At 71.3% G+C, this 25,735-nt stretch carries 18 protein-coding genes; 12 read left to right on the plus strand and 6 right to left on the minus strand.

Annotated elements, in window-relative coordinates; translation table 11 throughout:
* The first annotated feature begins 67 nt into the window (after positions 1-67).
* From ACIQWA_RS29095 to ACIQWA_RS29115, 5 genes are all read left to right on the plus strand, one after another.
* On the plus strand, positions 68-2,065 hold the full coding sequence (locus ACIQWA_RS29095; RefSeq protein ID WP_402487520.1) for a helix-turn-helix domain-containing protein: 1,998 nt from the start codon (positions 68-70) through the stop codon (positions 2,063-2,065).
* A 95-nt stretch (positions 2,066-2,160) separates the two neighbouring features.
* The gene (gene lipB / locus ACIQWA_RS29100; RefSeq protein ID WP_402487598.1) at positions 2,161-2,943 is read left to right on the plus strand and encodes a lipoyl(octanoyl) transferase LipB; all 783 of its coding nucleotides are present in this window, start codon (positions 2,161-2,163) and stop codon (positions 2,941-2,943) included.
* Between the two features lie 154 nt (positions 2,944-3,097).
* The gene (lipA, locus tag ACIQWA_RS29105) at positions 3,098-4,051 is read left to right on the plus strand and encodes a lipoyl synthase (protein ID WP_350504590.1); all 954 of its coding nucleotides are present in this window, start codon (positions 3,098-3,100) and stop codon (positions 4,049-4,051) included.
* Positions 4,052-4,296: 245 nt separating this feature from the next.
* Entirely contained in the window at positions 4,297-4,500 is a 204-nt protein-coding gene (locus ACIQWA_RS29110; protein WP_402487522.1) for a hypothetical protein, read from the plus strand.
* Between the two features lie 133 nt (positions 4,501-4,633).
* On the plus strand, positions 4,634-5,323 hold the full coding sequence (locus ACIQWA_RS29115) for a DUF4191 domain-containing protein (RefSeq protein ID WP_360228010.1): 690 nt from the start codon (positions 4,634-4,636) through the stop codon (positions 5,321-5,323).
* Positions 5,324-5,424: 101 nt separating this feature from the next.
* Here the strand turns inward: ACIQWA_RS29115 and ACIQWA_RS29120 are convergent, their stop codons facing one another.
* Positions 5,425-5,892: an RDD family protein gene (locus tag ACIQWA_RS29120; protein WP_360228012.1), complete on the minus strand. Its 468-nt coding sequence runs from the start codon at positions 5,890-5,892 to the stop codon at positions 5,425-5,427.
* A 362-nt stretch (positions 5,893-6,254) separates the two neighbouring features.
* On the opposite strand from ACIQWA_RS29120, the gene glnA reads away from it, so the two are divergent.
* On the plus strand, positions 6,255-7,667 hold the full coding sequence (gene glnA, locus ACIQWA_RS29125; RefSeq protein WP_402487524.1) for a type I glutamate--ammonia ligase: 1,413 nt from the start codon (positions 6,255-6,257) through the stop codon (positions 7,665-7,667).
* Positions 7,668-8,700: 1,033 nt separating this feature from the next.
* Entirely contained in the window at positions 8,701-10,770 is a 2,070-nt protein-coding gene (locus ACIQWA_RS29130) for a Shedu anti-phage system protein SduA domain-containing protein (RefSeq protein ID WP_402487526.1), read from the plus strand.
* Between the two features lie 530 nt (positions 10,771-11,300).
* Here the strand turns inward: ACIQWA_RS29130 and ACIQWA_RS29135 are convergent.
* The 4 genes from ACIQWA_RS29135 to ACIQWA_RS29150 all read right to left on the minus strand — a co-directional run bounded on the left by ACIQWA_RS29135 (position 11,301) and on the right by ACIQWA_RS29150 (position 15,924).
* Positions 11,301-12,848, minus strand: a complete 1,548-nt coding sequence (locus ACIQWA_RS29135) for an MFS transporter (RefSeq protein ID WP_402487528.1) — start codon at positions 12,846-12,848, stop codon at positions 11,301-11,303.
* A gap of 182 nt (positions 12,849-13,030) precedes the next feature.
* On the minus strand, positions 13,031-13,441 hold the full coding sequence (locus tag ACIQWA_RS29140; protein WP_402487600.1) for an LmeA family phospholipid-binding protein: 411 nt from the start codon (positions 13,439-13,441) through the stop codon (positions 13,031-13,033).
* 32 nt (positions 13,442-13,473) lie between these two features.
* Entirely contained in the window at positions 13,474-15,126 is a 1,653-nt protein-coding gene (locus ACIQWA_RS29145; protein WP_402487530.1) for an MFS transporter, read from the minus strand.
* A gap of 150 nt (positions 15,127-15,276) precedes the next feature.
* Positions 15,277-15,924: a TetR/AcrR family transcriptional regulator gene (locus ACIQWA_RS29150; protein ID WP_402487532.1), complete on the minus strand. Its 648-nt coding sequence runs from the start codon at positions 15,922-15,924 to the stop codon at positions 15,277-15,279.
* 142 nt (positions 15,925-16,066) lie between these two features.
* Here ACIQWA_RS29150 and ACIQWA_RS29155 point away from each other — a divergent pair, with 142 nt between their 5' ends.
* From ACIQWA_RS29155 to ACIQWA_RS29175, 5 genes are all read left to right on the plus strand, one after another.
* Positions 16,067-17,212 carry a VOC family protein gene (locus tag ACIQWA_RS29155; RefSeq protein WP_402487534.1) on the plus strand — a complete coding sequence of 382 codons (1,146 nt, stop codon included), beginning with the start codon at positions 16,067-16,069 and terminating at the stop codon, positions 17,210-17,212.
* Positions 17,209-18,150, plus strand: a complete 942-nt coding sequence (locus ACIQWA_RS29160) for a fumarylacetoacetate hydrolase family protein (RefSeq protein WP_402487536.1) — start codon at positions 17,209-17,211, stop codon at positions 18,148-18,150. Before ACIQWA_RS29155 ends, ACIQWA_RS29160 begins: the two co-directional genes overlap by 4 nt.
* Positions 18,147-20,039 (plus strand): acyl-CoA synthetase, encoded by a 1,893-nt coding sequence (locus ACIQWA_RS29165; RefSeq protein WP_402487538.1) that lies wholly within the window; start codon positions 18,147-18,149, stop codon positions 20,037-20,039. The genes ACIQWA_RS29160 and ACIQWA_RS29165 overlap by 4 nt, the downstream gene beginning before the upstream one ends.
* Positions 20,036-21,565, plus strand: a complete 1,530-nt coding sequence (locus ACIQWA_RS29170) for a bifunctional 3-(3-hydroxy-phenyl)propionate/3-hydroxycinnamic acid hydroxylase (RefSeq protein ID WP_402487540.1) — start codon at positions 20,036-20,038, stop codon at positions 21,563-21,565. The genes ACIQWA_RS29165 and ACIQWA_RS29170 overlap by 4 nt, the downstream gene beginning before the upstream one ends.
* A gap of 249 nt (positions 21,566-21,814) precedes the next feature.
* Entirely contained in the window at positions 21,815-23,593 is a 1,779-nt protein-coding gene (locus ACIQWA_RS29175) for a translation initiation factor 2 (RefSeq protein WP_402487541.1), read from the plus strand.
* Positions 23,594-23,608: 15 nt separating this feature from the next.
* Here the strand turns inward: ACIQWA_RS29175 and ACIQWA_RS29180 are convergent, their stop codons facing one another.
* The gene (locus tag ACIQWA_RS29180) at positions 23,609-25,681 is read right to left on the minus strand and encodes an NB-ARC domain-containing protein (RefSeq protein WP_402487543.1); all 2,073 of its coding nucleotides are present in this window, start codon (positions 25,679-25,681) and stop codon (positions 23,609-23,611) included.
* Positions 25,682-25,735 lie beyond the last annotated feature (54 nt).

Below are 25,735 nucleotides of genomic sequence, written 5' to 3' on the forward strand. Positions count from 1 at the left end.
GCATCGCGATTCCTCGGCACCGACGGACCCGACGCCGATTGGCGGCCCGCACCATGAACCACCCCGGATGAACCGCCCCGACGAGAGCGCCGCGCCCGCGCTGCGACGGCTGCTCGACCTGCTAGCCTCCGGCTCCGCCACCGAGGACTTCGCCGAGGTGCTGGCCGACGCCCGCCGCCGCGGGGCGCCGGCCGGCGTCCTCGCCGAGATCGACGAAGCCACCTGGCAGGCCCTGCGGGTGCACCGCACCCTGCGCCAACACCGGCGCCGGGAAGCCGAGTTGACGGCGCTGTTCGACACCGCCGGGGACCTCGCCGCCTCCCGGGACCTGGACACCGTGCTGCAGGCCATCGTCCGCCGGGCCCGGATGCTGCTCGGCACCGACACCGCGTACCTGACCCTGCCGGACGAGGCCGCCGGCGACACCTACATGCGGGTCACCGACGGCTCGGTCTCCGTCCTGTTCCAGACCCTGCGGCTCAGCCTCGGCGACGGCCTGGGCGGGCTGGTCGCCCAGACCGCCCGCCCCTACGCCACCCCCGACTACCGCACCGACGGGCGCTTCCGCCACACCGGCACGATCGACGCGGGGGTGCTGGACGAGGGCCTGGTGGCGATCATCGGCGTACCGCTGCTGCTCGGCGGCGAGGTCATCGGCGTCCTGTTCGCCGCCGACCGCTCGCCGCGCGCCTTCTCCCCCGACGAGGTCGCGCTGCTCTGCACCCTGGCCGCGCACGCCGCGATCGCCCTGGACACCGCCGGAGCGCTGGCCGACACCCGGGCCGCGCTGGCCGAACTCAACGCCGCCAACGAACTGGTCCGGGCCCACTCCGCCGCCGTCCAGCGCGCCGAGCAGGCCCACGACCGGCTGACCGACCTGGTGCTGCGCGGCGCCGAGGTGTCGGACGTGGCCGCCGCCGTCGCCCACCTGCTGGGCGGCGAGACGACCGTCCTGGACGCCGAGGGCGAGCCGCTGGCCGGACCGCCCGCCGCCGCGGCCGAACTCGCCGACGCGGTGGCCGCCTCCCGGGCCGAGGGCCGGTCCGTACGGCACGACGGGCTCTGGGTGTGCGCGGTGCTGGCCGGGCACGACGTGCTCGGCACCCTGGTGCTGCGCGGCCGGCCCGACCTGGACGACCCCGACCGGCGGCTGTTCGAACGGGCCGGCGTGGTGACCGCGCTGGCCCTGCTGCTGCGCCGCTCGGTCGCGGAGACCGAGAACCGGATCCGCGGCGAACTGCTCACCGACCTGCTCACCGCCCCCGACCGCGACCCGGCCGGGCTCACCGCCCGCGGCCGCCGGCTCGGGGTCGACCTCGCCCGGCCGCACCTGGCACTGGCCGCCGAACCCGCCGACCGCGACGGCGGCGACCGGGGGCGGCTGGCCGGCGCGGCCCGGCGGTACCTGTTCGGCTCCCGGGGCCTCAGCGCCGAGCACGGCGAGGCGGTCGCGCTGCTGGTGCCCATCGCCCCGGGCCGCGCCGAGGACCCGGAGCAGACCGCCCGGCGGGCCGCCGAACGGCTGGCCCGGCTGGCGGGCTTCGCCGTCACCGTCGGCGCCGGGCGCCCCGCCGCCGGGCCGGTCGCCCTGGCCGCCTCGTACGCCGAGGGCCTGCGCTGCGTACGGGCCCTGCGGGTGCTCGGCCGCGCCGGGGAGGGCGCCTCGGCCGGCGCGCTCGGCTTCCTCGGGGTGCTGCTCGGCGACGGCCACGACGTGGACGGCTTCGTCGGCGCCACGCTCGGCCCGCTGCTCGCCTACGATGCCCGGCGCGGCACCGAGCTGGTCCGCACCCTGCGCGCCTACTTCGACTGCGGCGGCAGCCTGACCAGGGCCAAGGACGAGCTGCACGTCCACGTGAACACGGTGGTCCAGCGGCTGGACCGGGTCGAGGCACTGCTGGGCGGGGACTGGAACCGGCCGGAGCGGTCGCTGGAGCTGCAACTGGCGCTGCGCCTGCAACTGCTGGCCGGGGGCGGGGCGGGGTCCGGATCGGGAGCGGGGGCGGGAGCGGCATCGGGATCGGGATCGGGGATGGCTGACGGAGAGGCGGGACGGGACGGCTGAACGGGTGACGCGCGCGTGGGCGTACAGTGGCGAGGTTGGTCTCGAACGCCTGGCAAGGAGCGGCAGCGGTGAGCGAGAACGTACGTTTCGTCCGAATGGGCATAGGCGAGCACGTCGTCCCGTACGAGGAGGCGTGGGCGGAACAGCAGCGACTGCACGCGCTGCGGGTCGCGGACGAGATCCCCGACACCGTGCTGCTGCTGGAGCACCCGCCCGTCTACACCATGGGCAAGCGCACCAACCCCGCCGACCTGCCGCTGGACGGCACCCCGGTGGTCGAGGTCAACCGGGGCGGCGAGATCACCTGGCACGGCCCCGGCCAGCTGGTCGGCTACCCGATCATCAAGCTGCCCGACCCGATCGACGTGATCGCCTACGTCCGCCGGCTGGAGGAGGCGCTGATCCGCGCCGCCGCCGACTTCGGCGTCGGGACCACCCGGGTCGAGGGCCGCAGCGGGGTCTGGGTGCTCGGCGAGAACCTCCCGGACGCCGTGGTGGACCCGGCCGAGGTGGTCGACATCGGCAAGCTGACCCTGCGGATGGGCCTGCCGCTGGGCATCGACCCGCGGCTGGCCGGGCCCGAGTACGCGCCGTCCAACGCCGGGCAGCGCGGCGGCGACCGCAAGCTCGCCGCGATCGGCGTGCGGGTCGCCCGCGGGGTGACCATGCACGGCTTCGCGCTCAACTGCGATCCGGAGATGACGTACTTCGACAAGATCGTGCCGTGCGGCATCCGGGACGCGGGCGTCGCCTCGCTGGCCGGCGAGCTGGGCCGGGACTTCCCGGTGAGCGAGGCGCTGCCGTCGGTCGAACGGCACCTCAAGGACGTCTTCGCCGAGCTGCCGGAGCCCGCGCTCAGTCGCTCGCTCAGCAGCTGAAGTCTTCCCGGAGCACGCTGGAATCCCGCCAGCCACTGGGAATCTACTGGCCGGTAGCCGTGTTGCCCTGCGATTGCAGGGTGGCAGGCCCGACGAAGGCCGCACAACCACAGGCGTACCCTGGGGGTACCCCGTCTAGTTCTAGGAGTCGCACGTGTCCGCTGTCGCGCCCGACGGCAGGAAGCTGCTCCGCCTGGAGGTCCGCAACAGCGAGACCCCCATCGAGCGGAAGCCCGAGTGGATCAAGACCCGCGCGAAGATGGGCCCGGAGTACAACGCCCTCCAGTCGCTGGTGAAGAAGGAGGGACTGCACACGGTCTGCCAGGAGGCCGGCTGTCCCAACATCTTCGAGTGCTGGGAGGACCGCGAGGCGACCTTCCTCATCGGCGGTGACCAGTGCACCCGCCGCTGCGACTTCTGCCAGATCGACACCGGCAAGCCCGCCGAGTTCGACCGCGACGAGCCCCGCCGGGTCGCCGAGTCCATCGTCACCATGGACCTCAACTACGCCACCATCACCGGCGTCGCCCGCGACGACCTGGAGGACGGCGGCGCCTGGCTGTACGCCGAGACCGTCCGCCAGGTGCACGCGATGACCGCCGAGCGCGCGGCCGGCCGCACCGGCGTCGAGCTGCTCATCCCCGACTTCAACGCGGTGCCCGAGCAGCTGGCCGAGGTCTTCTCCTCGCGCCCCGAGGTGCTCGCCCACAACGTCGAGACCGTGCCGCGCATCTTCAAGCGGATCCGCCCGGCCTTCCGCTACGAGCGCTCCCTGGACGTCATCACCCAGGCCCGCGCCGCCGGACTGGTCACCAAGTCCAACCTGATCCTGGGCATGGGCGAGACCCGCGAGGAGGTCAGCCAGGCGCTGGCCGACCTGGTCGGGGCCGGCTGCGAGCTGATCACCATCACCCAGTACCTGCGGCCCTCGCTGCGCCACCACCCGGTGGAGCGCTGGGTCAAGCCCCAGGAGTTCGTCGAGCTCCAGGAGGAGGCCGAGGAGCTGGGCTTCGCCGGTGTCATGTCGGGCCCGCTGGTGCGCTCCTCGTACCGGGCCGGGCGGCTGTACCGGCAGGCGCTGGAGAAGCGCGAGCAGGCTGCGGTCTGACCTGGCCGTCGGACCCGGGGGCCGTTCGAGCCGTTCGGGCTGTTCGGGCTGTTCGGGCTGTTCGGGTCCATTGAGCTGTTGAACTGTTGAGCTGTTTGAGCCATTGGAAGGGCGGAGCCGCGGCTCCGCCCTTCCGGGTTTCATCACGCTTTGACCGCCTGGTCACGGGCTGGTAACACGGGGTGGGGACGATGGACGCCTGGTGGGCGTTCGATTCTTCTCAGCCACGAGAGGAGCTGTTCGGCATGCGGATGCGGATCCGGTCGGTGGGGGCGGCGCTGCGGTTCGCCGAGAGCGTCCTGCTGGCCCCCGGCCAGCAGCACGCCCGGCGCAACGCCTGGGCGGCGGTGTGCGAGGACCGACGGCACGCGGCGGACCGCCGGCACGACGGCCCGGTCGGGGCGGTCGGGGCGGTCGGCCCGACGGGGGCGCGCGGCGCGGGACGGTGAGGTCCGCCGTCGCCGTGCGCGACGAGACCCGCCGTCGCTGTGCGCGACGGTGTGCGGGCGGACGGGTCACGGTTCGGGCGAACGGGTACCCGGGCTTGGATATCCCGTACCCGTGCCACGTACCATGAGCGTTATGGCGAGGGAAACATCCGAGAACCCCGGACGGCTGAAGCAGATCCGTCTGGCGTACACCATGACCAAGAAGGTCGACACCAAGATCGGCCTGATCATCGCCGGCGTCGGCCTGCTGACCTTCGGCGTGTTCCTCGCCATCGGCTTCGCGATCGACCACCCCATCTATCTGGGCATCCTGGGCTTCATCGTGGCCGTCCTGGCCATGGCGATCGTCTTCGGGCGCCGGGCCGAACGCGCCGCGTTCGGGCAGATGGAGGGGCAGCCGGGCGCCGTAGCTGCGGTGCTGAACAACATCCGGCGCGGCTGGAGTTCCAACTCCACCCCGGTCGCGGTCACCCGCAACCAGGACGCGGTCTACCGCGCCGTCGGCCGGGCCGGTATCGCGCTGATCGGCGAGGGCAACCCCAACCGGGTGCGCCAGCTGCTGGCCTCCGAGAAGAAGAAGATGGCCCGGGTGGTCGGTGACATCCCGGTGCACGACATCGTGGTGGGCACCGGCGAGGGCGAGGTCCCGCTCAAGAAGCTGCAGATCCACCTGATGCGCCTGCCCCGCGCGATCACCGCCGCCCAGGTCACCGAGACCAACGACCGGCTGCGCGCGCTGGGCGACCTGCTGTCCAAGGCGCCGATCCCCAAGGGCCCGATGCCCAAGGGTGCCCGGATGCCCAAGGGCGGCCAGGTCCGCTGACCCTCCCCCTCCGCTGACAACACTGAACGGCCCCGCCCCGGAAGCTCCGGGGCGGGGCCGTTCGACGTTTTCGGGTTCCTGGGCTCCGGGGCCGGGCTCCGCTAGATCCGGACCTCGACGGTGCCGACGGCCTTGTCGTGCAGGCCCCTGGTGTCGCGGTCCCAGACCAGCGGCGGCACCACCAGGCACAGCAGCACGGTGCGCAGCAGGACCTGCGGGATGGTGGCGCGGCGCCCGTCCAGGCGGATCACCCGGAGGCCGAACAGCCGCTTGCCGAGGGTCGTGCCGGTGGTGGAGAGCAGCAGGACCGCGACCAGGAAGAAGAGCGGGAGGGTCCACAGGTTGGCCTCGGCCGTGTCGCCCTTGGCCAGCAGACCGAAGGCGATCAGCGAGACCAGCCAGCCGTCCACGAACAGGGCACCGATCCGTCGGCCGGGGCCGGCGATCGAGCCGGGGCCCTCCTTGGGCAGTCCGAGGCGCTCGCCGCGGTAGCCGAAGTCGGCACCCATCTTCTCGGCGGCCGCCTTGGGGCCGTCGATCCACGATCCCAACGCTTCTCTGGTGTCCACGAATCCACACTAACCGGGCTCACGCCGCGGACCGGCACCGGCTCCCCTCCCGGCGGGGCGCGGCTCCGGGCCCGGGACGCCCTCGGACCGGGCCGGAGCCGGGCCGGGACCGGGCCGGGACCGGGTTAGGACCGGGCCGGGGCCGGGTCGGCTCCACGACCGGGTGAATCCCGCTCACCAGGCTTACCTGTGGTCCAGACCATTTCTCGGAGGACCCCCAGGTCCGCGGGGCGATTTGCCCCGTCCCGTAGGCCTTTGCCGCCCATTCGGCGGTCGCGGTTAACATCTAGGAAACGAGCGGGTCACCGGCCGGAAACGACCCATTCCTAGGGTGAGCCCAATTCGCGAGCCGAGGAGGATGGATGTTCAACAACGCCGCCGAAGTGAAGCAGTTCATCCAGGACAACGACGTGAAATTCGTCGATGTCCGCTTCTGTGATCTGCCGGGCGTCATGCAGCACTTCTCCGTACCCGCGGCGACCTTCGATCCGTCCGAGACCCTGATGTTCGACGGTTCGTCGATCCGCGGCTTCCAGGCCATCCACGAGTCCGACATGGCCCTGGTCCCGGACCTCGCCACCGCACGCCTCGACCCCTTCCGGGCCGAGAAGCACCTCAACATCAACTTCTTCATCCAGGACCCGGTCACCGGCGAGGCCTACAGCCGCGACCCGCGCAACGTCGCCAAGAAGGCCGAGGCCTACCTCGCCTCCTCCGGCATCGCCGACACCGCGTACTTCGGGCCCGAGGCCGAGTTCTACGTCTTCGACTCGGTGCGCTTCGACACCAGCGCCAACGCGTCCTTCTACCACATCGACTCGGAGGCCGGCGCCTGGAACACCGGCGCCGCCGAGGGCGACGTGCGCGGCTACAAGGTCAAGTACAAGGGCGGCTACTTCCCCACCCCGCCGGTCGACCACTTCGCCGACCTGCGCGCCGAGATGTCCCTGGAGCTGGCCAAGTCCGGCCTGCAGGTCGAGCGCCAGCACCACGAGGTCGGCACCGCCGGCCAGGCGGAGATCAACTACAAGTTCAACACCCTGCTGCACGCGGCCGACGACCTGATGCTGTTCAAGTACATCATCAAGAACGTCGCCTGGCGGAACGGCAAGACGGCCACCTTCATGCCGAAGCCGATCTTCGGCGACAACGGCTCGGGCATGCACGTCCACCAGTCGCTGTGGACCGAGGGCTCCCCGCTCTTCTACGACGAGCAGGGCTACGCCGGGCTCTCCGACACCGCCCGCTACTACATCGGCGGCCTGCTCCGGCACGCCCCCTCGCTGCTGGCCTTCACCAACCCGTCGGTGAACTCCTACCACCGCCTGGTCCCCGGCTTCGAGGCGCCCGTCAACCTGGTCTACTCCCAGCGCAACCGCTCGGCCGCGATCCGCATCCCGATCACCGGCTCCAACGCCAAGGCCAAGCGCATCGAGTTCCGCGCCCCGGACCCGTCCTCCAACCCGTACCTGGCCTTCTCCGCCATGCTGATGGCCGGCCTCGACGGCATCCGCAACAAGATCGAGCCGCTGGAGCCGGTCGACAAGGACCTCTACGAGCTCGCCCCCGAGGAGCACGCCAACGTCCCCCAGGTGCCCTCCTCCCTCCCCGCCGTCCTGGAGGCCCTCGAGGCCGACCACGAGTACCTCCTGGCCGGCAACGTCTTCACCCCGGACCTGATCGAGACCTGGATCGACTTCAAGCGCACCAACGAGATCGCCCCGATCGCCCTCCGGCCCCACCCGCACGAGTTCGAGCTGTACTACGACCTGTAGGAGTGCCTCTGACCTGCGGAAATGCAGTTTGATCTCTCATCGTTTCCGCAGGTCGACAACGCTCTGACCTGCGGAAACGCGAGGTCTCCGGCTCGCCTGGATTGCTCTCCGGCTCGCGATGTGAAATGAGAGTGCACTGGGTTCGATCTCGCCGTGAGTTCTGTGTAGTGCCTGGCTGCGGGCTCTCGAAGGCCCACCTCGTCCCGAGAGCCTCCTCGGCTCGTGCGGTCAGCCGCCTCGCGTCTCGCCCTCTCGCGGCGCGCCGGATCGAGCTGGTTCACGGCCCTCAGCGATGCGACTTGTGCGCCATCACGTGGCACCAGTGACAGGCCGCGTAGCCGCCTGGGTGACGCGAGCCTTCGACGCTCAGACTCGGCGAAGCCCTGGAACGTCGCGGCCACGGATCGGCTTGGTTCTCGGTAGGCTGCGGGCGGCGGCGTGCGCCTGTCGGGCCCTTCTGGTCCGGAGGCTGGATCCCCAGTAGGGCCCAGATGGTCTCCAAGCGCTCCGCAGACCATGGGGGCGACAAAGCGAGCTGCTCCTCCACCCAGGCATCGATCAGCTCCTCCAAGTCACCGCCAAGTGTGCTCATGCGGCGACTCTACGAGATCATGCGAGCCTTCCGCGTGATTGGGCCCACGGATGCCTTGAAGCACTGGCACGATGTCGTCCTGGCTGAGGATCACGGTCCAACACTGTTCTGACCAAGAGGGTTCGGCTGGGAGACGCCAGGGGCACTCAGACGTCTCCGAGCCTGCCGCGAGCGAGGGCTCCCGAGATGCGCTGCGGCTGGCCGCCGGACAGCTCGGTCGGGCGGTGCTTGAGGCGGTCGGTCAGGCCGACGGTGCAAGCGCCCTCTCCACCCATGCCTGGTCGGGCTTGCGGTCGGCGCTGTCCATCGGCGGCGTGATGTTCTCCAGCACCGTCAGGGTGGGCAGCAGGTTGAACACCTGCACCTCTTCGCCGCCCGACTGTTGCCTCAAAAGTCGTTGATCGGCAGACGAGTTGGCGGATGTAAGTCCATTCTGAGCGCATGACCTTGCCCATTGCCTCTCCGGCTGCACCCGCGTCGGCAAAGATCACCGCAGTGACGCGGCGTGACATCTTTGACTACCTGCGCGGAACCGGCGCCCCGTGGTGGGGGCGACTCGACGACGAGATGGCGTTCCTGGAGCGGCTCTACAAGCTCGACGAGTTGCCGTCGACCGACAGCCGATTCGCCACTGCGCGCGGCGACATCGTCCAGCACCGGTTCAACAACGAGGACTGGGATGATGACTGGATCTTCATGGATGCGCGCTTGGGGCTCCGCTCCGGGCCGGACGAGGTGCTTCTCGCCTTCCTCGTGGAGGCCCTGCACCCGGAGGTGCTCTCCGACGTCGACCAAGCCTCACGGCACGTCGATCAACTGAACCGCCTCTTGGAACCCGATGGCTGGGCTCTTCGCCCTTGCCAGTTCCTGTCAGGCCGGCCGATCTACTCACCGGTCCGGGTACATGCTGCCGGCCCGCTGGTGTCGTTGCCCTTGAACGACGATGACGCGGGCAAGCTCGACCTCGTTCTCGGCCAGGTCTACAGCCTCCTCGACTGCGACGGGCAGGAGGCCGCCCGCGACCTCCTGCGCAAGGCCACACTCACGTTGCGCCGCGACGGCGGCTTCTTCCACCCCATGCCGGGCGACGATTGGACTGCCAGCACGTACGAAGCCGTCCTCACCGTCGACCGCCCGCTCCTCCCGGCGTTCACGCCAGCGGTGGCCGGTGCGACCTGGCACCATTTGGAAGCAGTACTCGCACGGCTCGGACGCGAAGACGTGCAGTCGCTCGTGGTCGAAGGCGATATGGGGCCGATGCCCTACATCCCGCACGACTGGAGAGGCCGAGCGGTCACACCGGCCTCCCCCGTGATCCGCGGCGCCCGCATCAACTTCGCTTCCACCGACTTCGACGTTGTGCGCCAGGACTTCTCCGACCTTGAGATCCGCTCCGCTGCGGACAGCGGCTTCCATTACCTCTACGACATTCGGGCGAACCGGCCGGTCACCGACTTCGTGCTCGACGACCGACCCCAAGTAGCGACGCTGTGCAACGTCACCATCATCAGGAAGGGCGATACCTACTCCCCCCGAATCAAGCTGTGGAAGAAGGACAAGACCAAAGCCGAGAAGACAGCGGCCATGGAGGTCATTCCGGGCACCGAGAGCACACAGCTCATCAAGGCGGTCGTCGACACCAGCGACGCCCACGAGAACTTCTGGAAGGTCATCAACTTCCTCCAAGGTTGCGCCGGGCTCCACACCCCGGGCAGTCGTGCCGGTCTCGCTGTCAGCGATGCCGATCAGCTCGCCGAAGTTCTGACCGGCCAGGACCGGACGATGCTCCTGCAAGCACTCAAGACCGCAATCGGCGGTTCGCTCACCGAAGAAGACATCCGGCTCATCAGCAACCGCAAGACCCAGCTCCAGCGCTTCGGCCGGCTGCTGAACGACCCCGAATATTTTCAGGAGGAGAAGGACCGAACCGCTAAGTCCAGCGAAGCGCTCTGGCAGGACTACTTCGAAGGAAACTCCTGGATCTTCGGTTACGGCCTCAACCTCGTCGCCTGCGAGGCCCTCGATGACGGCAAGCTGGAACGCATCACCACCGGGGCCAACATCTTCACCGGAGCTGGCAAGCGGATCGACGCGATCATGCGCTCCAAAGGCTTCATCAGCAGCATGCTGTTCTGCGAGATCAAGACCCACGAGACCCCACTACTCGCCAAGACTCTCTACCGCACCCCGGACGTCTACCAGGTCTCGACGGAACTCGGAGGCGGAGTCGCCCAAGTCCAGAAGACCGTCCATAAAGCCCAACGGCTGATCTCCAAGGAACTGACCCGGCTCTACCAGGCCGACGGAACCCCGACCGGAACCGAACTCTCCACCACCAAACCCCGCCAGGTCCTCGTGATCGGCAGCCTGGCCGAATTCAAACACAACGGCGAGGTCAACCCAGAAAAGCTCAGCTCCTTCGAACTCTACCGATCCTCCGTCCAGGGCATCGAGGTCATTACGTTCGACGAACTCTACGACCGAGCATGCTTCATCGTGGCGGACCAGTAGGACTCTGTCGCCTCCCTCGTGGCCAGGGACAGGATCGTACTTCGGTGGCTCTCCGTAGACCGCGCACCCAGCAGGCGGCGCGACCTCTCGGCATCGCCCGGCACTTTCCGGCGCCTCTCATCCGTTGAGGCCGCCGCATGTGCACTGGTTGTGAAATGATCTTCCTTGAAGGCCATGTTTCCGCAGGTCAGAGGTATGTTCGATCAGAACTACGACCTGTAGGAGTGCCTCTGACCTGCGGAAACGCAGGTTGATCTCTCATCGTTTCCGCAGGTCAGACACCCTTCTGACCTGCGGAAACGCTGTCTTCGGACCCGCCGTCGATGGCCTGACGGCTCGCGATGTGAAATGAGAGTGAAACGGAGAACGGGCCCACAGAGCCTCACAGCTTCGCCTGGACGTGGACGACAGGCGGCCCCATAGGACCGGAAGCTACTCCGAGGATCTTGTGGCACAGGCCAAGTTCGAGCTCTACCCTCAAGCGGTAGTGCTGGCAGCAGCGATCTTCTACTGCTGAGCGGGCGAGCGACTCAGGAATCGGCGTTGGGGGCTTGGCGCGGCGCACGGATGAGGCAGCCGACGGCGGCGGCGAGCACAATGACGGCGACGACGACGAGGGAAGCCGACAGTCCGCTGATGAACGCGTCCTGGACGGCCTGCGCCACGGCGGTGCCCTGTGCGCCGGCGTGTTGGGCCACCTGCAGGCCCGCGGCCGCGGAGTCGCGGACGGAATCGGCTGCCTGGGGCGGGAGCTGATCGATGCTCACAGGGAGGGCGTCGCGGTAGTGGCTCCCGTAGACCGATCCCATGAGGGCGATGCCGATGGCGGAGCCGACTTCGCGGGTGGTGTCGTTCATCGCGGAGGCCACGCCCTGCTGGCCGCGGCCGAGGGAGCCGGTGATAGCGGCGGTTCCCGCGGCTCCGGTCAGTCCGATCCCGAGGCCGCACAGGACCAGCCCGCCGAGGAAGGGCAGGTAGCCGGAGTCGGCGTGGACCCAGGAGATCGCGAACAGACCGCCGCCGAGCAGGGTCAGGCCCGCGACCATCACGGCTTTCATGCCCAGCCGGGTGACGAGGTGGGGGGTGACGTGGGAGGTGGGCAGGACGACGACGGCGACGGGGACGAGGGCGACGGCGGCCTTCAGAGGGCTGTAGCCGAGGATGAGCTGGAGGTACTGCAGGCCGACGAAGAAGAACCCGAAGACGGCCATGAACTGCACCAGCACGGTGACGGCGCCGGCGCGGAAACCGGGGATGCCGAACAGGTGCGGGTCGAGGAGTGGTTGGTCGTTGCGCAGCCCGAAGAAGGCGTAGGCGGCGAAGCCGACGACGGTGACGGCGAGGGCGGCGATGACGGGGGGTTCGGTCCAGCCCTGTTCGTTGCCCTCGACGATGGCGAACACCAGGCAGCCGATGGCGACGGCTGTGCAGGTGGCGCCGATGACGTCGGGCCGGTGGGGATGGGGGTCCTTGGTGTTGGGGGCCAGTGTGGCTGCGGCAGCGCCTGCGACCAGGGCGGTGATGGCGCTGGCGACGAAGATGGAGCGCCAGGAGAACTGCTCCAGCAGGGCGCCCGCGGCGAGCATGCCGATGATCGCACCGGCTGCGGCGAAGCCGGACCACACCGCGACGCCCTTGGCGCGCTGCTCGGCCGGGAAGGCGGCGGTGATCGTGGACAGGGTGCCGGGCATGATCATGGCCGCGCCGATGCCCATGACGATCCGCCACACGATCAGGTGGGTGGTGGTGTCGGAGAAGGATGCCGCGAGGGAGGCGGCGCCGAAGACGACGGTGCCTGCGACCAGGACGTGGCGTCGGCCGATGCGGTCGCCGATCGCGCCGAGGGGCAGGACCAGGGCGGCCAGGGCGACGGTGTAGGCGTCGGCGATCCAGGTGAGCGAGGCGTTGGTGGCGGACAGGTCCACGGCGAGGTCGGGCAGGGCCAGGTTGAGGGCCGAGACCGAGGCGACCACCAGGACGAGGGCCAGGCACATGGAGAACAGGACGCCGCGGTGGCCGGCCCGGCCTCCGGCGGCCTCCTCGGAGACCAGGCGGGGAGTGCTGGGAGAGGTCGTCATGGTGGGTCACGTCCCTGGAAGGGTGGCCGGTCGGTGGTGAGGCGGCGAGCCTCGATTTCCGATGACAGCATCAACTTCGATGGAGTCGGGCAAGATGGGACGTGTCCTGGTCGACTGTCACCGTTTCGGGGGTCCGCGGAACCCGTGGGGTTCGGGCCTGGGGCCGTGATGGCTTCGCGACGTCATGCTCCGGCGGCGGGTGCGCCGGTACGGAAGGTGACGTTGTCGCCTGTGAGCTGGGCTTGCGGGCCGTCCGCGTTCGTCCGGAGGGCGTCGAGGTGGAGGCCCTGGGGGATGTTGTGCAGGGGGATCGGCTGGCCGAAGATCTTCGCGATCAACTGTGTGCCGGCGTCGGGCAGGGCGCCGGACACCGGGTGGAAGCGTCCGGCGACGACCTGGCTCAGGATGGGGAAACCATCGATGGTGACCTGGGGCGTCTGGGGGGTGCCGGCGGCCTGCTGGAAGGCATCGGCAGTGCGGTGCTGGGCGTACTGGGCGGCCGCGCGGTCGGCCCCCGTCGCACCGAGCGTGAGGGCCGCGAGGGTCGCGGTGGCGGCGAGGACGGGGTGGCGGCGCAGCGCCGCGAGGGGCATGACGGGCACGGGGGGCTCCTTGTTTCCGGACGCTACGGCCGGTCGGCGGTGGACGCGTTGAGCACGTCCGTGTCCCTGCGCAGGGCTGCGACCTGCTGCCCCGTGGCGGCCTCAGGCTCGGGCTCGGCGGGCCGGTGAGGCTGCGGGGCTGCGGCCTGGGCCTTCCGGCCGAGGCGCGGTGCGATCGCGGCGCAGGCGACGGCGGCGACCGCCAGAATCGCTGCGATGACTTCCATTGCGGAGGTGAAGCCGGACATGAAGGCGTCGCGGACGGCGGCGGCCAGCGCGGGCCCCTGGGCGCCGAGGTGGGCCGCGACTTCGAGCCCGCCGGCGGCGGAGTGGTGCACGGCCTCTGCGGCTTGGGCGGGCAGGCGGGACAGGTCGTCGGGCAGCGCGGAGCGGTAGTGGCTGGAGAAGACCGAGCCCATCAGCGCGATGCCGATCGCGGAGCCGACTTCGCGGGCGGTGTCGTTCATGGCCGAGGCCACTCCCTGGCTGTCGGGGCCGAGGGAGTCGACGATGGAGCTGGTGCCGGTGGCACTGGTCAGGCCGATGCCGGCCCCGGCGAGGACCAGGGCGCCGAGGAAGGGCAGGTAGCCGCTGTCGGCGTGCAGGCGGGTAAGCCAGAACATGCCGCCAGCCAGGCACAGCAGGCCCGCGGGCATGACCGCCTTGACGCCAAGGCGCTTGGCCAGGCGCGGTGTGATCACTGAGGTGGGCAGGACGACGGCCGCGACCGGTATCAGTGCGACCGCGCTGTGCAGCGGGCTGTAGCCGAGGATCAGCTGGAGGAACTGCAGACCGACGAAGAAGAACCCGAAGACGGCCATGAACTGCACCAGGATCGCCAGCGTGCCCGCGCCGAAGCCGCGCAGTCTGAACAGGCGCGGGTCCAGCAGCGGGTGGCGGCTGCGCAGGCCCAGGACCACGTAGGCGGCCAGCGCCACCACGGCGACCGCGAACGCGGCGAGGACCTCCGGGCGGGTCCAGCCTTGGTCGTTGCCCTCGATGATCCCGTAGACCAGTGCCCCCACCGCCAGTGCCGTGGTGACCGCCCCGGGGAAGTCGAAGCGCTCCCGCACCGAGCTGCGCGTCTCCGGGGCCAGCAGCAGTGCGGCGAGCGCACACACCGTGGCGGTGGCCCCGCTGGCCCAGAAGATCGACTTCCAGGAGAACTGCTCCAGCAGGCCGCCGGCGACGAGCATGCCGATGATGGCCCCGGCCGCGGCGAAACCGGACCAGATCGCGACTCCGCGGTCCTTCCTGTCCTTGGGGAGGACCGCGGTGATCGTCGACAGCGTCCCCGGCATGATCATGGCCGCGCCGATGCCCATCACCACACGGCACACGATCAGGTGCGAGGTGGAGGAGGAGCAGGCCGCGAGGACCGCGGCTGCGCCGAAGACGACGTTCCCGGCGATCAGGACCTTGCGGCGTCCGACCCGGTCGCCGAGCGCGCCCAGCGGCAGGACCAGCGCGGCCAGGGCCACGGTGTAGCCGTCGGCGATCCAGGTCAGCGCCGAGTTGGTGGCGCCCAGTTCCACGGCGAGATTCGGCAGCGCCAGGTTCAGTGCGGAGACCGAGGCCACGACCAGGACGAGGGAGAGGCACATGGCGAAGAGCACGCCGCTCTGGCCGCCACGACCTGTTCGGACAGAGGAGTTGCTGAACTCGGGCATCTTCATGACTTCATCGTAACTGATGCTCTCATCAGTTACGACAAAATCATCAGCTGCGATGTACGTGGCGAGCCCGCAGAACCGGGGAATGCGGCAGGCCCCCGCACCGTGGAACGGTGCGGGGGCCTGGGCGGGCGTGCGGCCGGCAGGCCGGGGTCAGGGCAGCTCGGGCAGGGGACGGGTGGCGATCTCGCGGGCCTCGTCGGCGGGGAGCCCAAGCATGCGCAGGATCATCTCGGCCATGTGCTCGCCGGCCTCTGCGCCGAGATCTCGCGCCGAGTTGAGCTGGAGCAGGCCGATCAGCGCGCCGCCAACCGCGGACAGGGCCACGAGTGGGTCGGCGAAAGTGAAGCGGCCCGACGCCTTGCCGATCTCCAGGTCACGCAGGGCGCGCGGCCCGAGCCCGGTGCCGGCGTTGATGTGTGGCAGGCCGCGCAGGCGCAGGATCTGGGTGATCTCGGGGTGCGAGGCGGCCAGCCGAAGGGTGAGACGGACACTGGCGGCGAAGACCGCGGCCGGGTCGTCGATGCCTTCGGTGACGCCGTCGAGCAGCTGGCCGTACTCCTCCAGGGCATCCCCGACCGCGGCGTCGAAGAGGTCGTTCTTGGTCTCGAAGTGGTTGTAGAACGTGCCGAAACCCACGTCGGCGCGTGCGGCGATCTCCTGGATGCTGGCCGAGGTCTCGCCGGTCTCGGCCAGGATCTGCCGCGCGGCGGCGATCAGCGCCTGGCGGGTGCGCGCCCGGCGGCGCTCGAAACGGTTCGCACTCGCGGGGCCGTCGGTGATGTCGAGCTGCTTCGGCATACCGCCAGTCTAGGCACATTCAGATCTGATGACTCCATCACTTGAACCCTTGACGATTGCTTCGCCAAGACTGATGCTTCTATCAGTTCAGAGATTCTCATCAGAAGCGTGTCCGTTTGAGCCACCCCTGACGGAGCCCCGCATGACGAACGACCGAGCCCGCCCGCCCGGGCCCACCACCGCCCACCAGGACCTGCACAGCGAGCACGGGGCACTGCGCGGGGAGCATCCCGGCCGCGCCCGGCAGCCCGTGATCAAGGTGGCGGACCTGGCCTGGCTGGAGTTCGAGAAGCCCGACCTGGCCCGCGCCGAGGTGTTCGCCCGCGACTTCGGCTTCGCCGTCGCCGCGCGCACCGCCCAGGCGCTGTACCTGCGCGGCACGCTGCCGGGTTCGGCCTGCGTCGTGCTGCGCCACGGCCGTACCTCACGGTTCCTCGGACCGGCGTTCCGGGCTGCCGAGCGCGCGGACCTGGACCGGCTGGCCCGGGCCACCGGCCGTCCGGTCTGCGACCTCGGGGAGTTCGGCGGCGGGCAGGTCGTGGACCTGACCGACCCGTCCGGCTTCCCGGTCCGCGTCGTCCACGGCACCGAGCAGCTCCCGGCCCTGCCCGAACAGCCCCCGCTCCCGCTCAACTTCGGCGCTGGCCGGGCCCGGACCAACGCCACCCAGCGCCCGCCCCGCGAACCCGCCCGCATCCAGCGGCTCGGCCACGTGGTCCTGGAGACGCCGAGCTTCACCCAGGCCCTGGACTGGTACCTGGAGACCCTCGGTCTGATCGTCAGCGACTTCCTGTTCCTGGACGGCCGGCGCGACCGCGGGCCCACGATGGCGTTCATCCGCTGCGACCAGGGCGCCACCCCGGTCGACCACCACACCCTCGCGATGCACCTGGGCCCGCGCACCGGCTACGTCCACTCCGCCTACCAGGTCACCGACCTCGACGCGATCGCCGCCGGCGGGCAGTACCTCGCCGAGCGCGGCTACAAGCGCAGTTGGGGCATCGGCCGGCACATCCAGGGCAGCCAGCTCTTCGACTACTGGCGCGACCCGGACAGGCTGATGGTCGAGCACTTCGCCGACGGCGACCTGTTCTCCTGCGACCTGGAACCCGGCTGGGCCCCGATGTCCGCCGGCGGCCTGGCCCAGTGGGGCCCGCCCGCCACCCGCGACTTCCTCGGCGCCAACCCCACCCCCGCCCTGATCCGTGAGGTCGTGCGCGCCCTGCGCGCCGACAACGAGATCGACCCCGGCCGCCTGCTGGGCCTGATGAAAGCGATGAACCGATGAGCGTCAACGTCCTGCGCACCGCCGACGGCTGGTACGCCGTCCGCGAGCAGCGCGCCGTCCGGGTGCAGACCTCGGCCGCCACCACCGCCGACCTGCTGGCCGACCGGGACGCCGTCACCGCCGCCGCGCACAGCACCGACCCCGGCGTGCCGGTCGCCGACCTCGCGGTGCTCTCGCCGGTCACCCCGGGCCGCCGGGTCGTGGCCCAGATGGCGAACTTCGTCTCGCACGCGGCCGATGCGGGCCTGGACCCGAAGCGCGTCCCACTCGCGTTCTTCCGCAAGGCCTCCGGGTCGATCAGCGGCCCGTACGAGGACATCGTCAAGCCGGCCCACGTGCGGCTGCTCGACTACGAGGTGGAGATCGGCCTCGTCATCGGCGCACCGCTCCCGGTCGGCACCGAGGTCTCCGCCGCGAACCTCGCCGACCACGTCGCAGCCCTCGTGGTCACCAACGACGTCTCCGCCCGGGACCTGCAACTGCCCAAGACCCAGTTCTACGAGGCCAAGTCCTACCCCACGTTCACCCCCACCGGACCGGCGCTGGTGCTACTGGAGGAGGGCGACCTCGACCGGTTCGCCGAGCTGCGGCTGTGTCTGTGGGTCAACGGCGAGCTGCGGCAGGACATGCCCGCCTCCGACATGATCTACCGACCGCTCGAAGCCCTTCGGGCGCTCGGCGGCTTCCAGCGGCTGGACCCCGGCGACCTGCTGCTCACCGGCACCCCGGTCGGCACCGCGCTCAGCGCGCCGCCCAAGCCGGTCGAGATCCTCGGCTCGCTGCTGCCGGCCGCGACCAAGTGGCGCCTGTTCTTCAAGGCCCAGGCCAAGAACCCCAAGTACCTGCGGGACGGCGACCTGGTGGAGGCCGCCGTCGCCACCGACGACGGGGCGCTCGACCTCGGCCGCCAGCGCACGACGGTGAGGTACGCCCGGTGAGCGAACTGCTGTGGCCCCACTTCGCCGCCCCTTCCGACCTGGCCTCGATCGAGGCGGTGCCGCTCGAGGCCCGTGGCCTTCCTGCCTCCACCTACGACCTGCTGGCCCGGGCCGCGCGGCTCTGGCCCGACCGCACCGCCCTGACGGTGCTCCCTGACGCCGAGCGGTGGCGCGGGCCGCTGCGGTGCACCTTCACCGACCTGCTGGCCGGAGTACACCGCTATGCCAACGTCCTGCACCGGTTCGGGGTCCGCCGCGGCGCCCCGGTCGCGCTGATGGCGCCCAACTGCGCCGAACTCATCCCCGTGACACTCGCCGCGCAGCTCGCCGGCATCGCCGCGCCGCTCAACGGCGCGCTCGCCCCCGCGCACCTGGCCGAGCTGCTGCGGCGCTCCGGTGCCCGGGTCCTTGTCGCCGCGGGCCCGGAGCTGGCGCCGGACGTCTGGGCGAAGCTGCCCGAGCTGGCCGAAGCGCTCGACGCGGTCCTGGTGCTTCGGCCCACGGCGGCAGTTGGCGATCCCGCGCCGCTGCCGCGGATCGACGGGGTGCTGATCGCCTACCTCGCCGACCTGGCCCGGGTCGAGGACGCGTCCGCATTCACGGGAGAACCGCCCCGGCCGGGCGACCTGGCCGCGTTCTTCCACACCGGCGGCACCACCGGCACCCCGAAGCTCGCCGCCCACACCCACGAGAACGAGGTCGCCAACGCCTGGATGATCGCCGCCAACTCGATGCTGGACGGCGACGCGGTGGTCTTCGCCGCCCTGCCCCTGTTCCACGTCAACGCCCTCGTGGTGACCCTGCTCGCGCCGCTGTTCAAGGGCCAGCAGGTGGTGTGGGCGGGGCCGCTCGGCTACCGCGAACCCGCCCTGTACGGGGAGTTCTGGTCGATCGTCGAGCACTACGGCATCGCGGCCATGAGCGCCGTGCCGACCGTCTACCAGGTGCTCGCCCAGTGCCCGGTCGGCACGGCGGACATCAGCAGCCTGCGGTACGCCATGGTCGGCGCGTCGCCGCTGCCCGACGCCGTCCGCGCCGCATTCGAGGCCCACACCGGGGTGACGCTGGTCGAGGGCTACGGCCTGACCGAGGGCACCTGTGCCAGCGCCCGCAGCTTCCCTGACGCGCCGCGCCCCGGCACGGTTGGGCAGCGCTTGCCCTACCAGCGGGTGAAGGTCGTCCACCCGGATTCGGGGACGGAGCTGCCCGCCGGGCAGACCGGCCTGCTGGCGATCGCCGGCCCGACCGTGTTCGCCGGCTACGTCACCGGCCGCGACACCCAGGGCCGTCCGGTCCTCGACGGCCTCGGCAAGCTCGTGGACGGCTGGCTCGACACCGGCGACCTTGCCCGCCTCGACGCCGACGGGTTCGTCCGCCTGGCCGGCCGCGCCAAGGACCTGATCATCCGCGGCGGCCACAACATCGACCCGGCCGTCATCGAGGACGCACTGCTCGCCCACCCGCACGTCACCAACGCCGGCGCGGTCGGACGCCCGGACCCGCACGCGGGCGAGGTCCCGGTGGCGTACGTGACCCTCGCCCCGGGCGCGGACGTGACCGAGGACGAGCTCCGCCAGTGGGCCGCCGAACGCGTCCCTGAACGCGCGGCCGCACCGAAGTCCGTCACCGTCCTCGCCGCGCTGCCGGTGACCGATGTCGGCAAGCCCTACAAGATCGCCCTGCGGGCGGACGCCACCCGGCTCGTTGTTGCAGAGGCCCTGGCCGGTCAGGGCCCCGGCATCGAAGTCGACGCGGCGGTCGAGGAAGGGGCCGTCCTCGTGTCCGTCACCCCCGGTGCCGGTGACCGCGAGGCCATCAGTGCGGTCCTCGACCAGTACGCCCTGCGTTGGACATGGTCCCCGGCGACGCCCGGACCGGTGACGTCATGACCGCCCGCACCGTCCCGGTGGTCGTGATCGGCGCCGGCCCCACCGGCCTGACCGCGGCGACACTGCTGGGCCAATACGGCATCGAGACCCTCGTGCTGGACCGCTGGGAGTCGGTCTATCCACTGCCGCGGGCGGTCCACCTCGACGACGAGATCTACCGGCTGCTCGCCCGACTCGGCATCGCCGGGCAGTTCGCCTTGATCTCCCGCCCCGCCCACGGCCTGCGACTCCTGGACCGCGAGCTGCGGGTACTGGCCGAGTTCCGGCGCGGCGCCGACCTCGGGCGACACGGCCACCCCGAGGCCAACATGTTCGACCAGCCCCAACTGGAGGCACTGCTGCGCGCCAACCTCGAACGGCACCCGACCGTCACCCTGCGCGGCAACGTGGACGTCACCGCGGTCGAGCAGTCCGGCGACGGCCCGGTGCGGGTACGGCTCACCGACCGGGGCACCGGCGAGACCAGCACCGTGACGGCCGGGTACGTGCTCGGCTGCGACGGTGCGAACAGCCTGACCCGCGCGACGATCGGCTCCACCATGCACGACCTCGGGTTCGCACAGCGCTGGCTGGTCGTCGACGTCGCCACCGACGCCGACCTGCACCAGTGGGAAGGCGTGCACCAGGTCTGCGACCCGGTACGTGCGGCCACCTACATGCGCATCGGCGCACGCCGCTACCGCTGGGAGTTCCAGCTCCTACCCGGTGAAAGCACCGACAACTACCGCGACATGACCCGCCTGCACCCCCTCATCCAACCCTGGACCGGCAAGGTCCCCGCAGACGAACTGGAGATCGTCCGCACGGCCGAGTACACCTTCCGCGCCCAGATCGCCGACCACTGGCGCAAGCAGCATGTCTTCCTGCTCGGCGACGCCGCCCACCTCACCCCGCCCTTCATCGGCCAGGGCATGGGCGCCGGCCTGCGCGACGCCGCCAACCTCACCTGGAAACTCGCCGCGGTCCTCGACGGCCGCCTCCCCGAACAGGTGCTGGACAGCTACGAGGCCGAACGCAAACCCCACGCCCGCTCGATGATCACCCTCGCGAAGCTGATCGGCACCGCCATGACCGCCGGCGGGGACACCGGCAACATGCTGCGCCGCATCCTCGCACCCCACCTGCACCGCGTTCCCGGCCTGAGCAACCGCATCCTCGACAGCCAGACCCCGGCCCTGCACCGCTCAACCCTGGTCGACAGACCACGGCTCGGGTTCGGCCTCGCGGGACATCTGTGCCCCAACGCCCCGCTGCCGACCGGCCAACGCCTCGACGACCTGGCCGCCGGCCGCTACGCGCTGGTCACCTCCGCAGCCGTAATCCCCTCCCTGCACGCCGAGTTGCAAGACCGCGGCGCTGTCTTGGTCACGGCCACCCCCGGCAGCGCCCTGCACCGCTGGCTCCGTCGGGGCCAATCCACAGCCGCGCTCGTCCGCCCCGACGGCACCGTCCAGCGCACCGCACGCGACCCCAAGACCCTGTGCGAGCTCCTGCCTTCACCGACCCTCCGCAGGCTAGTCTCGTGATCAATCTTGTGACTGGTCGAGACGAATTGACGGACGCAGCATGGGAGCGGGCTGAGCCCCTACTGCCGCAGCGGACACCGTGGGGGCGTCACGTTCCTCACGGAGCGTGGCGGCCCCTTTCCCTTGCACCGGGCAGGGCGGGAATGAGGATGCTTCGATCGATACGATCGGGACATGCCACACGAGGCCCACCGAGTCGAGCCCGCCACTCCTCCCCACTCTTGTGTCGGATCCTTTCAAACTGACACAATGGAAGGTTTTCAGGCAGCAGGCAGCGGGCAGCGGGCAGCGGGCAGCGGGCAGCGGGCAGCGGGCAGCGGGCAGCGGGCAGCGGGCAGCGGGCAGCGGGCAGCGGGCAGCGGGCAGCGGGCGGTCCTGGTCCCGGTGCGGTCCGCGGGGGCGCTCCACCGGCTCCTGGACGTGCTGCCGGTGTTCCTCGGGGATCCGCGCATCAGCATCCGCTTCACGCTCGCCCCGGGTTCCGACTTCGGGGTCGAGGCCCTCGCCGCACTCGACCGGTCCGGTGCTCGGACCGTGCCGTGGGAGGAAGCCCTTCGCACCGACCACGACCTGGTGCTGGCCGCGAGCCCCAAGGGTGAGCTGCGCGAACTCGCCGGCCCCCGGGTGCTGCTCCCGCACGGGGCCGGTTTCAACAAGGCCGTCCGCGACGACGGTTCGCCGGGCGTGCCGTCGGGCATGGATCCCGCCTACCTGCTGCCGGGCGGCACCCCCTGGGCCGACCTGCACGCCCTCGCCCATGACGACCAGGTCGCCCTGCTGACCCAGCACTGCCCCTCCCTGGCGGCCCGGGCCGGCGTGGTCGGGGATCCCACCCTCGACCGGCTCCTGGCCTCCACCGGCCACCGCGCGCACTACCGCGATGCCCTGGGGACGGGACCGCGACAGCTGGTCGTGCTCACCTCCACCTGGGGGCCGGAATCCCTCCTGTCCCGACGCCCCGGCCTGCCCGGCGAACTCGTCGCCCTGCTGCCCCAGGACGCCTTCCAGGTCGCCCTGGTCCTGCATCCGAACGAGTACAGCCGGACCGGCGCGTTCGACCTGTCCCGCCGACTGGCCCCGGCCCTGGCCGCGGGGCTGGTGCTGTCCCGGCCGTACGAGGAGTGGGCCGCGCTCCTGGTCGCGGCGGACACCGTCGTCACTGATCACGGATCGACCGCCCTGTACGCGGCCGCACTCGGACGTCCGGTCGTGAACGCGTACGACGGCGGCGAGGAGTTGCTCCCCGGGAGCCCCATGGCGCGACTGCTCGCCCTGGCTCCCCGGCTCGCCGAGGCCCGGCAACTGGAGGAGATCCTTCCGGATGCCGCCGGGACGGACCCGCGTCCCGTCGCCGAGGCCGCCTTCGCGCGGCAGGGCGAGGCCCTGCCGCGACTGCAGCGAAGCCTCTACCGGATGCTCGGCCTGGACCCGGTCGCCGCGGCTCCGGAAGCCCGGGCCTTCCCCGCCCCGGACGGCGTGAACCACCGTCCGGCGGCCCACGCCGTCCGAACGGAGCTGGACGGCCTCCGGATCAGCGTGGAGCGCTTCCCCCCGCAGACCCCGCGCACGGTGCACCACCTCGCGGCCGAGCATCCGAAGGCCGGGCCGCGAGCGGTGCAGAGCGCGGCCGTGCTGTGGCGGTGTGCCCGGACGGCCACCGCGGCGGGCCCGGCCGAGCCGCGACGGGCCTCCACCACCTGGACGGCGGCCGGCTGGACGGCCGACGTCCTGGAGGAGGCGCCGCTCTGCCGTACGGTCGCCGCGGTCCTGTCCGCCGAGCGGTGCCTCCTCAGACACCGCGCGCACGGGCTCTTCAGCATCCGGGTGGAGCCCCACCGGGCCGGGGGCCGGGTGTCACGCATCGATCCGGTGGCGGCGGTCTCGGCGGTTCACGCCTGGCTCAGTGCCGCAACGCCCGCCGCCGTCGCGTCCGCCGTCCCGGTCGTCCTCACCTGCGGAGCGGGGCCGCTCACCGTACGCGTCCAGGTGTGCCCTCCCGCCCCCGAGGACCTCGACCACGAACTCTGACCACCCGCCCCGCCCTCAGCCGCCGTCCCGGAGCTGCCGGGCGGCAGCCCGGTGCTGCTCGGCCTCGGCGAGGTCGCCCCGAGCCTCCGCCAGGGCCGCCAGTTCCTCCAGCACCCGGACCTCGTCGGTACCCGAGCGCCGCTCGCGGGCCCCGTCCAAGGCGGCCCGGACCAAGGCCTCCGCCTCCTGAGTGCGCCCCGACAGCCGCAACGCCCGCCCGAGTTCGAAGCCCGACCGCGAAGTCATCCGGCCGCGTTCCTGGTCCCGCGCCATGCGATGGCTCTGCTCCAGCAACCGAACCGCGCCGTCGAGGTCCCCAGCCGCCAGGGCGGTCCGGCCGAGCAGGTAGGTCTGCAGGAGCACCCCGTACGCGTTCTCGATCTCCGCGTGCACCGCCCGGGACGCCTCGAAGTCGGCGGCGGCCCCGCTCAGGTCACCGTTCGAGGACTTCAGCAGACCGCTGAACTCCACGACCGACGCCTGCAGTCTGCGCTCCTGCGCCCGGTCGGGAAGCACTCCGTCCAACAGCAGCGAGGCCTGCCGCGCGTGATCGACGTGCCGGGCTGCCTCCTCGTGGAGCCCCTGCTCCCACAGCGGTCGGGCCAGCTGGCACCGCATCCGGACCATGGCCGGAAGGTACTCGGCCTGATCCGCGGCGGCGACCCCGAGCCGGAAGGCGTCGATCACGTCCGCGTAGTGCGGATGATCGAGGAAGTGGGTCCACAGCGGTTCGCAGAGTGCCCAGGCGTCCTCGTGGTGTCCGTCCTCGACCGCGGTCCGCACGCACCCGAACAGGGCGAGCCGCGCCGACTCCAGCCACCGGTAGGCCGCCGCCGCGTCCGGGAAGTCCACATCGGCCACCTCCGGGCCGACCGGGTCCACCAGCGGCGCGAAGGTCATCCGCCGGCCGGCCGCCGTGAGGTCCGCGCGGGCCGCCTGCCTCCGGTACCACCGCACGACGGACGACCGGGCGGCCGCCCCGGCCGTACCGTCCGGATCGCTCTGCCGGGCCCGGCGTTCGGCGTGGCCGCGCAGGAGGTCGTGCATGCGGTACCCGTCCAGCCGGTACTCCAGCAGGCCGGCGGCCTCCAGTTCCTCCAGCGCGTCCGCAGCCCGGCCGGGGGCCACGCCGAGCAGGGCGGCCGCCGGCAACTCCCCGAGGGCGGGCCCGGGATGCTGCGGCAGCAGCCGGTAGAGCCGCGCGGCGGCCGGCGCCAGCCCTTCGTACGCGGCGTCCCAGACGGCCTCGACCATGGGAATCCCCTTCCCGTGCAGCTCGGCGGTCAGCTCCTCGACCAGCCGGGACAGGCTCCGGCGGCGGTACTTGCGCACCCACTGCCCGGCCACCTGCAACGCGGCGGGAAGGCCTCCGCAGCCCCGGGCCAGTTCCGCGGCGGCCTCCGGCTCGGCCTGCAGCCGCGGGTCCTCCACGATGTTCCCGAGCAGCCGGACCGCGTCGTCCAGGGACAACGGGCCGACGGCCACCTCCACCGCGGCCGTCCCGTCGAGGTCGTACAGCGGCGAATGGCTCGCGAGGATCACCAGGCTCCGGCCCGAGGCCGGCAGGAACGCCCGGACCTCGCTGCCGAACCGCGCGTTGTCGACGAGGACGACGAGCCGTTTGTCCCGGGTCCGCGACCAGTACTGCTTCGAACGTCCGGCGGCGCTGCGCTCCAGCCGCTCGGGCGGAACCCCCAGCGCCGTCAGCATGCCGCCGACGGCGTCCGCGACGTCCACCACGCCCTCCCGGCGCAGGTCGTCGAGATCGACGTGCAGCACCCCGTCCGGGAAGCGGTCGGCGAACCGGCGCGCCAACTGGTATCCGAGGGCCGTCTTGCCGATCCCACCGATCCCGGTCAGCGCCACGAGCAGCGGACCGGCGTCCTCGGTGTGCTCCGCCACGGCCCGGACGACGCGGTCCTGCTCGGCCAGCCGGTTCTCGAACGGCCCGGTCACCGGCGGCAGTTGGAACGGCACCGAGCTCTCGGGGCCGCCACCCTGCTGATGGAAGTGCAACTCCCCGATGCTCCTGGCCTGGACGACCGTCTCCGCCCGCCCGTCCACGCTGTTGCGCGTCTCCTCAGACATGGGACCAACACTAGGGCCCGCAGGGAAGGATGACGCCGCGGTGGAGCGCGGCGG

Origin of the sequence: Kitasatospora sp. NPDC098652 (assembly GCF_044760155.1) — a bacterium.
Lineage (GTDB): Bacteria > Actinomycetota > Actinomycetes > Streptomycetales > Streptomycetaceae > Kitasatospora.

What these genes read in the sequence shown, in the direction of transcription:
- ACIQWA_RS29150 (WP_402487532.1), bottom strand. Translation starts at nt 15,924, where the DNA reads ATGCCGAAGCAGCTCGACATCACCGACGGCCCCGCGAGTGCGAACCGT.
- lipB (WP_402487598.1), top strand. Translation starts at nt 2,161, where the DNA reads ATGGGCATAGGCGAGCACGTCGTCCCGTACGAGGAGGCGTGGGCGGAA.
- ACIQWA_RS29180 (WP_402487543.1), bottom strand. Translation starts at nt 25,681, where the DNA reads ATGTCTGAGGAGACGCGCAACAGCGTGGACGGGCGGGCGGAGACGGTC.
- ACIQWA_RS29175 (WP_402487541.1), top strand. Translation starts at nt 21,815, where the DNA reads ATGGAAGGTTTTCAGGCAGCAGGCAGCGGGCAGCGGGCAGCGGGCAGC.
- ACIQWA_RS29160 (WP_402487536.1), top strand. Translation starts at nt 17,209, where the DNA reads ATGAGCGTCAACGTCCTGCGCACCGCCGACGGCTGGTACGCCGTCCGC.
- ACIQWA_RS29130 (WP_402487526.1), top strand. Translation starts at nt 8,701, where the DNA reads ATGACCTTGCCCATTGCCTCTCCGGCTGCACCCGCGTCGGCAAAGATC.
- ACIQWA_RS29145 (WP_402487530.1), bottom strand. Translation starts at nt 15,126, where the DNA reads ATGAAGATGCCCGAGTTCAGCAACTCCTCTGTCCGAACAGGTCGTGGC.
- glnA (WP_402487524.1), top strand. Translation starts at nt 6,255, where the DNA reads ATGTTCAACAACGCCGCCGAAGTGAAGCAGTTCATCCAGGACAACGAC.
- ACIQWA_RS29110 (WP_402487522.1), top strand. Translation starts at nt 4,297, where the DNA reads ATGCGGATGCGGATCCGGTCGGTGGGGGCGGCGCTGCGGTTCGCCGAG.
- ACIQWA_RS29135 (WP_402487528.1), bottom strand. Translation starts at nt 12,848, where the DNA reads ATGACGACCTCTCCCAGCACTCCCCGCCTGGTCTCCGAGGAGGCCGCC.
- ACIQWA_RS29095 (WP_402487520.1), top strand. Translation starts at nt 68, where the DNA reads ATGAACCGCCCCGACGAGAGCGCCGCGCCCGCGCTGCGACGGCTGCTC.
- ACIQWA_RS29155 (WP_402487534.1), top strand. Translation starts at nt 16,067, where the DNA reads ATGACGAACGACCGAGCCCGCCCGCCCGGGCCCACCACCGCCCACCAG.
- ACIQWA_RS29170 (WP_402487540.1), top strand. Translation starts at nt 20,036, where the DNA reads ATGACCGCCCGCACCGTCCCGGTGGTCGTGATCGGCGCCGGCCCCACC.
- ACIQWA_RS29115 (WP_360228010.1), top strand. Translation starts at nt 4,634, where the DNA reads ATGGCGAGGGAAACATCCGAGAACCCCGGACGGCTGAAGCAGATCCGT.
- ACIQWA_RS29140 (WP_402487600.1), bottom strand. Translation starts at nt 13,441, where the DNA reads ATGCCCCTCGCGGCGCTGCGCCGCCACCCCGTCCTCGCCGCCACCGCG.